This window comes from Halomonas terrestris (genome assembly GCF_049166755.1).
Classification (GTDB): domain Bacteria; phylum Pseudomonadota; class Gammaproteobacteria; order Pseudomonadales; family Halomonadaceae; genus Halomonas.
This window is the reverse complement of record NZ_JBMHFZ010000003.1, coordinates 298,884-307,287: the sequence shown is the minus strand read 5'-3', so window position 1 is coordinate 307,287 and position 8,404 is coordinate 298,884. Positions and strand designations below refer to the sequence as shown.

At 68.1% G+C, this 8,404-nt stretch carries 7 protein-coding genes; all 7 read right to left on the bottom strand.

Annotation, left to right across the window (positions count from 1 at the left end):
• Positions 1-38: 38 nt before the first annotated feature.
• The 7 genes from ACOMD9_RS05515 to puuE all read right to left on the bottom strand — a co-directional run bounded on the left by ACOMD9_RS05515 (position 39) and on the right by puuE (position 8,399).
• Positions 39-1,379: a glycerate kinase type-2 family protein gene (locus tag ACOMD9_RS05515; protein ID WP_421412659.1), complete on the bottom strand. Its 1,341-nt coding sequence runs from the start codon at positions 1,377-1,379 to the stop codon at positions 39-41.
• Between the two features lie 294 nt (positions 1,380-1,673).
• Positions 1,674-2,558, bottom strand: coding sequence for a 2-hydroxy-3-oxopropionate reductase (locus ACOMD9_RS05510; RefSeq protein WP_421412658.1), 885 nt, complete (start codon positions 2,556-2,558; stop codon positions 1,674-1,676).
• A 203-nt stretch (positions 2,559-2,761) separates the two neighbouring features.
• The gene (gene hyi, locus ACOMD9_RS05505) at positions 2,762-3,541 is read right to left on the bottom strand and encodes a hydroxypyruvate isomerase (protein WP_421412657.1); all 780 of its coding nucleotides are present in this window, start codon (positions 3,539-3,541) and stop codon (positions 2,762-2,764) included.
• A gap of 26 nt (positions 3,542-3,567) precedes the next feature.
• Complete coding sequence (gene gcl, locus ACOMD9_RS05500) at positions 3,568-5,343, bottom strand: glyoxylate carboligase (protein WP_421412655.1); 1,776 nt, start codon at positions 5,341-5,343, stop codon at positions 3,568-3,570.
• Positions 5,344-5,522: 179 nt separating this feature from the next.
• Complete coding sequence (locus ACOMD9_RS05495) at positions 5,523-6,008, bottom strand: ureidoglycolate lyase (RefSeq protein ID WP_421412653.1); 486 nt, start codon at positions 6,006-6,008, stop codon at positions 5,523-5,525.
• A 302-nt stretch (positions 6,009-6,310) separates the two neighbouring features.
• The gene (locus ACOMD9_RS05490; protein ID WP_421412651.1) at positions 6,311-7,144 is read right to left on the bottom strand and encodes a bifunctional allantoicase/(S)-ureidoglycine aminohydrolase; all 834 of its coding nucleotides are present in this window, start codon (positions 7,142-7,144) and stop codon (positions 6,311-6,313) included.
• Between the two features lie 316 nt (positions 7,145-7,460).
• Positions 7,461-8,399 (bottom strand): allantoinase PuuE, encoded by a 939-nt coding sequence (gene puuE / locus ACOMD9_RS05485; protein WP_421412649.1) that lies wholly within the window; start codon positions 8,397-8,399, stop codon positions 7,461-7,463.
• Between the last annotated feature and the right edge of the window lie 5 nt (positions 8,400-8,404).

Genomic DNA, 8,404 nt, shown 5'->3' with positions numbered 1-8,404 from the left:
ACGGATGGGATCGTGGATGGGGGCGTGGGGGGGATGCGTCATGGTGTCCTCGGCAAGACCAGAATGGCACGGAAATCGTTGACGTTGGTGCGGGTCGGCCCGGTGACGACCAGATCGCCCAGCGCCTCGAAGAAAGTATACGCGTCATTGCGTGACAGATGAGCGATCGGGTCAAGTCCAAGCGCCCGGGCACGGAGCCAGTCGTCGGGGCCGAAGAGGGCGCCGGCGTTGTCCTCGGAGCCGTCGATGCCGTCGGTGTCGACGGCCAGCGCATGGATTCCCTCGGCGCCCTGAAGGGTCTCGAAGAGCCCCAGCAGGTACTCGACGTTACGTCCGCCGCGTCCATCACCCCTGACCGTGACACTGGTCTCGCCGCCGGACAGGATCAGCAGCGGTGTCTCGATGAGGCTCCGGGCCGCCAGCGCCATCCGCCCCTGGGCACGGCCGAGTTCACGCGACTCGCCCTCCAGGTCGTCGCCCAGCAGGCGCACCTCGACGCCTTCCGCCTCGGCCAGCCCGGCGGCGGCGGCCAGGGCATCACGGGCCCGGGCCAGCACGCGTGTCTCGTCTCGGGCAAAGGCGGCATCATCGACTCGGGGCGCTTCGCGCTCCTGCATCAGGTGGTCACGCACGGCCTGCGACAGCGGAATCCCGTGGCGTTCCAGTATCGCCAGGGCATCGGCCGGCGTGGAGGCATCGGGCAGGGTCGGTCCCGAGGCGACCAGGGCGGGATCGTCGCCGGGAACGTCGGAGATCAGCCAGGTGAGCACCCGCGCCGGATGGGCTGCCACGGCCAGGCGCCCGCCCTTGATGGCCGAGAGGTGGCGGCGCACGGTATTGATCTCGCGGATCGGCGCCCCGCAGCGCAGCAGTTCACGGTTGATCGCCTGCTTCTCGGCCAGGCCGATGCCCGGGGCCGGCAAGCTCATCAGCGCCGAACCGCCGCCTGAGATCAAGGCGATGACGAGGTCATCCTCGCCGAGTCCCGATACCGCCTCGAGCATCCGCCTGGCGGCCTGCTCGCCGAGCGCGTCCGGCATGGGGTGGGAGGCTTCGAGCACCTCGATCTGCCGGCACCCGGCACCATGGCCATGGCGTGTCACCACCAGGCCACCCAGCGGCGCCTCGGGCTGGTGGCGCTGCCAGGCACGCTCCAGGGCGGCCGCCATGGCCGCCGCGGCCTTGCCGGCTCCCACCACGACGGTGCGTCCCGTCGGGGGTCCGGGCAGTACCTCGGGCAACAGGGAGTCCGGATGGACGGCGGTGATGGCGGCATCGGCCAGCCGCCTGAGCCAGGCATGCGGGTCCATCTCGGCACCGGGGGGCGCACGCTCGCCGGATACGGAGTCAGGGGCTCGGGAGGGAGAGATCGCGGTCATCGGCTACTCCTCGCCGCCTCGGGCAGCGACAGGAAGGGAAAAGGGGGTGTCACGGAAGGAAAAAGGACCCGGCGGCGGGCGGGGTTCCGGCAGGAAAACCCGCCGCCGGGCAAGGTCACCTCGCGGTGACCAGGGCAGACGACGACCCGACGCCTGCCCTCAGGGAGCAGTCACCTCCCCTGTCTTTCGCCGTCCAAGCACGAAGGCCGGCGAAAAACCTCTTGGGCCGTGGAAGGCGCCGCGGCGCGGGCTTCCTCCACGAGCCTTCGCATGCGCTCGGCGCCGTTCGCCCCGTCAGGCGCCGACCTCGTGGTCGGCCAGCGCCTCCAGGGCCCGCAGGATGCCGGCGTGGTCCCAGTCGGCGCCGCCGTGGGCCGCACAGGCCTGGAACAGCTGCTGGGCGTTGGCGGTCCCGGGCAGCGCCAGGTTCAGGCTGCGCGCGCCCTCCAGCGCCAGGTTGAGGTCCTTCTGGTGCAGCTTGATCTTGAAGCCGGGCTCGAAGGTGCGCTGGATCATGCGCTCGCCGTGGACGTCGAGGATCTTCGACTGGGCCAGGCCGCCGAGCAGCGACTCGCGCACCTTGGCCACGTCGGCACCGGCCTTCGAGGCGAACAGCAGGCCCTCGGCCACCGCCTCGATGGTCAGGGCGACGACGATCTGGTTGGCCACCTTGCAGGTCTGGCCGGCGCCGTGGCCGCCGATATGGGTGATGGTCTTGCCCATCACCTCGAGGATCGGCCGGGCGCGCTCGAAGCCTGCCTCCGTGGCGCCCACCATGATGGTCAGGGCCGCGTTGATGGCCCCGCCCTCGCCACCGGAGACCGGGGCGTCGACATACTCGCCGCCGGCATCAACGATGCGCCGGGCGAACGCCTGGGTGGCGATGGGGGCGATCGAGCTCATGTCGATGACCAGGGTGCCGGGCTTGAGGCCCTCGATGACGCCGCCCTCGCCGAACAGCACCTCCTCCACGTCGGGGGTGTCGGGCACCATGGTGATGATCACCTCGGACTCGGCTGCCACCGCCGCCGGGGTGTCGAACTCGCGCATGCCCTTCTCGGCCAGGGTGGCATCCAGGGTGCCGCGCTTCACCGTCACCAGTTCGTGGCCGGCATCCAGCAGGTGCCCCGCCATGGGGCGACCCATGATGCCCAGGCCGATGAATCCGATCTTGCTCATGATGCGTCTCCTCTCTTCGTCTCTTGTCGTTGCGCTTCAAGGCGGCATTTTCGTGGGGTACGCCGGGCGGCATGGCCCCTTTGGGGTCAGACCCCAGCCAAACCGCCAGGCCTGTCATGGTGCACGTTTCAGGCTGTTACGCTCTCCGCCGGGGTCTGACCCCAAGGGGACCGCCAGCGCTGGGGAGCCCCCCCAGCACGCCTTCAGCCGCGCGCCGCATCCAGCCAGCCCAGCCCTTCCTCGGTGGTCGTCGCCGGCTTGTACTCGGCGCCGACCCAGCCACCGTAGCCCAGGCGGTCCAGGTGGGCGAACAGGAAGGGATAGTGGATCTCGCCGGTGCCCGGCTCGTGGCGGCCCGGGTTGTCGGCGATCTGCACATGGGCGATGCGATCCAGGTGCTTCTCGATCGTCGGCGCCAGGTCCCCCTCCATGATCTGCATATGATAGATGTCATACTGCAGCCCGAGGTTGTCGCTTCCCACCTCGTCGAAGATGGCCAGGGCCTGCTCGGTGCGGTTGAGGAAGAAGCCCGGGATGTCGCGGGTATTGATGGGCTCGGCCAGCAGCCGGATGCCGGCGGCCGCGAGCCTGTCGGCGGCGAAACGCAGGTTCTCCACCAGGGTCCGGCGCGCCTCGTCATCGCTGACACCCTCGGGCTGGATGCCGGCCAGGCAGTTGACCTGCGCACAGCCCAGGGCGGTGGCGTACTCGATGGCGCGCTCGACACCCTCGCGGAACTCGTCGACGCGGTCCGGGTGGCAGGCGATGCCGCGTTCGCCGGCGGCCCAGTCGCCGGCCGGCAGGTTGTGCAGCACCTGGGTCAGGCCATGCTCGTCCAGCTTCGCCTTCAGGGTCTCGGCCGGGTAGTCATAGGGGAAGAGGTACTCCACCCCCTTGAAGCCGGCCCGGGCGGCGGCCTCGAAGCGGTCGAGGAACTCCACCTCGGTGAACAGCATGCTGAGGTTGGCGGCGAACTTGGGCATATCGAACTCCTTGGGTCGTTGGTTCTTCAGGTCAGGGCGGCGATGGAGGTGGGCGCATCCTCGACGTTCTCGGCCAGGGCCTCGAACTCGTTGACGCCGTCCAGGTCGGTGCCCATGGCGATATTGGTCACCCGCTCCAGGATGATTTCCACCACCACCGGGACACGGTGTTCACGCATCAGCGCTCTTGCCTCCTCGAGCGCCGGGGCGATCTCCTCCGGCCGCGTGACGCGCAGCGCCTTGCAGCCCAGCCCCTCCACCACCGAGACGTGGTCGACACCATAGCCGTTGATCTCGGGACAGTTGATGTTCTCGAAGGAGAGCTGCACGCAGTAGTCCATGTCGAAGCCGCGCTGGGCCTGGCGAATCAGTCCCAGGTAGGAGTTGTTCACCAGCACGTGGATCCAGGGCAGGTTGAACTGCGCCCCGGCGGCCAGCTCCTCGACCATGAACTGGAAGTCATAGTCGCCGGAGAGGGCGACGATCTCGGCGTCCGGGTCGGCGCGACGCACCCCCAGGGCGGCCGGAATGGTCCAGCCCAGCGGGCCCGCCTGGCCGCAGTTGATCCAGTCGCGCGGCCGGTAGACGTGCAGGAACTGGGCGCCGGCGATCTGTGACAGGCCGATGGTGCTGACGTAGCGGGTCTGCTTGCCAAAGACGCGGTTCATCTCCTCGTAGACCCGCTGGGGCTTGACCGGCACGTCGTCGAAATGGGTCTTGCGCAGCAGGGTACGCTTGCGCTCCTGGCACGCCTCGGCCCAGCTGCCACGGTCCTTGAGCGTGCCGGCCCGCCGCATCTCCCGGGCCACCTCGACGAAGCGCTCCAGTGCCGCCCGGGCATCGGAGACGATGCCCAGGTCCGGCCCGAAGATCCTGCCGATCTGGGTCGGCTCGATGTCCACGTGGACGAACTTGCGTCCCCGGGTGTAGGTCTCGACGTTGCCGGTATGGCGGTTGGCCCAGCGGTTGCCGATGCCCAGCACGAAATCCGCGGCGAGCAGGGTGGCATTGCCGTAGCGGTGGGAGGTCTGCAGGCCCACCATGCCGACCATCAGGGGGTGGTCGTCGGGGATGGTGCCCCAGCCCATCAGGGTCGGGATGACCGGCACCCCGGTGAGCTCGGCGAACTCCACCAGCAGGTCGCTGGCGTCGGCGTTGACGATACCCCCGCCGGCCACGATCAGCGGCCGCTCCGCCTCCTGGAGCATGGCGATCGCCTTCTCGACCTGGGCCCGGCTCGCCGCCGGCTTGTAGGCGGGCAACGGCTCGTAGGTGTCCGGGTCGAACTCGATCTCGCTCATCTGGACGTCGATGGGCAGGTCGATCAGCACCGGCCCCGGGCGCGAGGAGCGCATCAGGTGGAAGGCCTGCTGGAAGGCCCGCGGCACCTGGGCCGGCTCCAGCACTGTCACCGCCCACTTGGTGACGGGACCGGCGATCGCCTGGATGTCCACCGCCTGGAAGTCCTCCTTGTGCAGCCGGGCACGCGGGGCCTGGCCGGTGATGCAGAGGATCGGGATGGAGTCGGCACTGGCCGAGTAGAGGCCGGTGATCATGTCGGTGCCGGCAGGCCCGGAGGTGCCGATGCACACGCCGATGTTGCCGGCCTTCGCCCGGGTGTAGCCCTCGGCCATGTGCGAGGCACCCTCGACGTGACGGGCCAGGACATGGTCGATGCCACCCACCTGGCGCATCGCGGCGTAGAAGGGGTTGATGGCGGCACCGGGCACGCCGAAGGCGACATCGATGCCCTCCTTGCGGAGCACGTGGACGGCGGCCTCTGCTGCGGTCATTCGAGCCATGGGAGCTTCCTCCAAGGGTTGTTGTATTTTTTGGAAAAGATTTCTGTATACCGAGACTAGGTCCCGCCACCGACTCCGTCAAGGATCTATGGAAAATATTTTCATATTTTTTTGTGGCAAGAAAATACCCAAGCCATGGCAATGACTTGGGCATTATCTTTCGATTAACAGAGGGCCCCTCAGAGGATCACGCGAAGCGCCAGCGGGTACTCGTCGCAGTTGTGCCCCTCGCCGCCACGATCGACCACCAGGAACTCCCCTTCCCGCTCGAGCACCGACTGGATGGCGTGCCAGGTGCCGGCGCGATAGTTGACCCCCTGGCGGCCATCGGTGACGAAGGCGCGCACCTCGGCCGGGTCGATGATCTCGCCCGGCGGCGCCACCACGATCACGAAGCGCTCCTCGTGGAGCGGCATGAAGGCCTGGCTGCCCAACGGATGGCGCTCGAGGAAATCGAGCTCCAACGGGATCGACACGGGCTGGCTGACGAAGATGCTGATCAGCGCCCGCGCCTCCTCGCCCAGGGTCTCGACCTTCGCCAGGTCGTGGTAGCGCCGGGTGCGTCCGGCGTTGATGTGAAAGTAATCCGCCGTGCGGGTATCGATGACATCGCCGAACGGCGCGAAGGCCTCCGGCGTCAGCGGCTCGGCTTTCAGTTCCAGCATGACTGCCTCCTTCGACAGATCCAGTGTTATCGCAATGGCGCGCCAGTTTGGCTATCCATAACAGCGACCCAAGCGAGAGGCGCCGGGGACAGGGTGGAGAGGGGGTCCGATGTCAGGGGTGAGAAGCACTGCTTCGAACGGGCTGGCCATGGATGGCCAGCACCGGCCCTGCAAGCGGAGCAGGATGCGAAAGCGCCGCAGGGCATCGGTAGCGCCCAGGGAGGGGTTCACAGCGCCCCCTCGAAACCCTGTCGCCGGATCAGCCTCGAGCGGCGACGCTACTGCAAGCGCCCCACCCCGTCTCAGCGAGCCCCGAGCCGCAGCGCCGCATGGCGATTGACATCCTTGTACAGCAGGTACCGGAACGGCCCCGGGCCGCCGGCGTAGCAGGCCTGGGGGCAGAAAGCGCGCAGCCACATGAAGTCGCCGGCCTCGACCTCCACCCAGTCCTGGTTGAGGTGGTAGACCGCCTTGCCCTCGAGCACGTAGAGGCCGTGCTCCATGACGTGGGTCTCGTCGAAGGGGATCACCGCACCGGGCTGGAAGGTGACGATATTCACATGCATGTCGTGGCGCACGTCCTCGGGGTCGACGAAACGGGTGGTGGCCCAGCGCCCCTCGGTGCCCGGCATCTCGTTGGGCGCGATGTCGTTCTCGTTGACCACGAAGGCCTCGGGCACCTCGATGCCCTCGACCCGCTCATAGGCCTTGCGCACCCAGTGGAAGCGCACCGGGGCGTCGGATTCGTTCTTCACCTGCCAGTCGCTCCCCGGCGGGATGAAGGCGTAGCCGCCGGGCACCAGGCGGTGGCGCTCGCCGGCCAGCGTCAGGGTCATCTCGCCCTCCACCACGAAGAGCACCCCCTCGGCCTCGGGGTCGAGCTCGGGGCGCTCGCTGCCGCCGCCGGGGGCGACCTCCATGATGTACTGGGAGAAGGTCTCGGCGAACCCGGAGAGCGGGCGCGCCAGCACCCACAGCCGGGTGCCCTCCCAGAACGGCAGGTTGCTGGTGACGATATCGCCGAAGACGCCCTTGGGAATCACCGCATAGGCCTCGGTGAATACCGCCCGGTCGGAGAGCAGCTGGGTCTGGGGCGGATGGCCGCCGGCGGGGGCGTAGTAGGTACGTGATTTCATGGGGTGTCCTGAATAAGTCTACGGCCGAAAACCGTGCCCATGGCCGAGATCGCTCGAGGCTGTTCCGGTTACAGGTCTACGAGGGGGCGCTGTGAACCCCTCCCTGGGCGCTACCGATGCCCTGCGGCGCTCTAGCATCCTGCTCCGCTTGCAGGGCCGGTGCTGACCATCCATGGTCAGCCCGTTCGGAGCAATGCTCCTCACCCCTGGCATAGGACCCCCTCTACGACCTGTCCCCGGCGCCTCTCGCTTCGGGCAGCGGCAGTTGAAAAGACGTTCGCCGGATCATCCTCGAGCCGTTCAGCGCGGCATGGACTCAGCGCGCCGGTGCCGGATGATGCTCCACCCAGTGGCGAGCGATATCCACCCGGCGCGCCACCCAGACCCGATCGTGGGCCTCGATATGGTCGAGGAAGCGCTGCAGGGCGCGGAAGCGGCCCGGGCGCCCCAGCAGGCGGCAGTGCATGCCGATGGAGAGCATCTTCGGCGACTCCTCGCCCTCTGCATAGAGCACGTCGAAGGCGTCGCGCAGGTAGGTGAAGAAGTGGTCGGCGGTGTTGAAGCCCTGGGGCGCGGCGAAGCGCATGTCGTTGGTGTCCAGGGTGTAGGGCACGATCAGGTGGTCGTGCTCGACGCCCCGGCTGTCGGCCTCCCGAGTCCAGAACGGCAGGTCGTCGCCGTAGTAGTCGCTGTCATAGAGGAAACCACCCTCGTCGAGCACCAGGCGGCGGGTGTTGGGGCTGTCGCGACCGGTGTACCAGCCCAGCGGCTTCTCGCCGTAGAGCCGCTGGAAGATCGCCATCGCCCTCTTCAGGTGCTCGCGCTCGATCTCCTCGGGCACCTCCTGGTAGTGGATCCAGCGGTAGCCGTGGCAGGCGACCTCGTGACCCAGTTCCTTGAAGGCCTGGGCCACCTCCGGGTGGCGCTCCAGGGCCATGGCCACGCCGAACACGGTGAGCGGCAGGCCGCGACGCTCGAACTCGCGCAGGATACGCCACACCCCGGCCCGGGAGCCGTACTCGTAGATCGACTCCATGCTCAGGTGGCGATCCGGGTACGCCGCCGCGCCGATGATCTCGGAGAGGAACTGCTCGGATCCGGCATCGCCATGCAGCACGCAGTTCTCTCCGCCCTCCTCGTAGTTGAGCACGAACTGCACGGCGATCCTCGCCTGGCCCGGCCAGTTGGCATGGGGCGGTGTGCGGCCGTAGCCGATCAGGTCACGGGGATAGTCCGAGGGGGAGGGATACGTCATGGCAA

Coding starts and splice junctions, on each gene's coding strand:
- ACOMD9_RS05515 (WP_421412659.1), bottom strand. CDS start 1,379: ATGACCGCGATCTCTCCCTCCCGAGCCCCTGACTCCGTATCCGGCGAG.
- ACOMD9_RS05510 (WP_421412658.1), bottom strand. CDS start 2,558: ATGAGCAAGATCGGATTCATCGGCCTGGGCATCATGGGTCGCCCCATG.
- hyi (WP_421412657.1), bottom strand. CDS start 3,541: ATGCCCAAGTTCGCCGCCAACCTCAGCATGCTGTTCACCGAGGTGGAG.
- gcl (WP_421412655.1), bottom strand. CDS start 5,343: ATGGCTCGAATGACCGCAGCAGAGGCCGCCGTCCACGTGCTCCGCAAG.
- ACOMD9_RS05495 (WP_421412653.1), bottom strand. CDS start 6,008: ATGCTGGAACTGAAAGCCGAGCCGCTGACGCCGGAGGCCTTCGCGCCG.
- ACOMD9_RS05490 (WP_421412651.1), bottom strand. CDS start 7,144: ATGAAATCACGTACCTACTACGCCCCCGCCGGCGGCCATCCGCCCCAG.
- puuE (WP_421412649.1), bottom strand. CDS start 8,399: ATGACGTATCCCTCCCCCTCGGACTATCCCCGTGACCTGATCGGCTAC.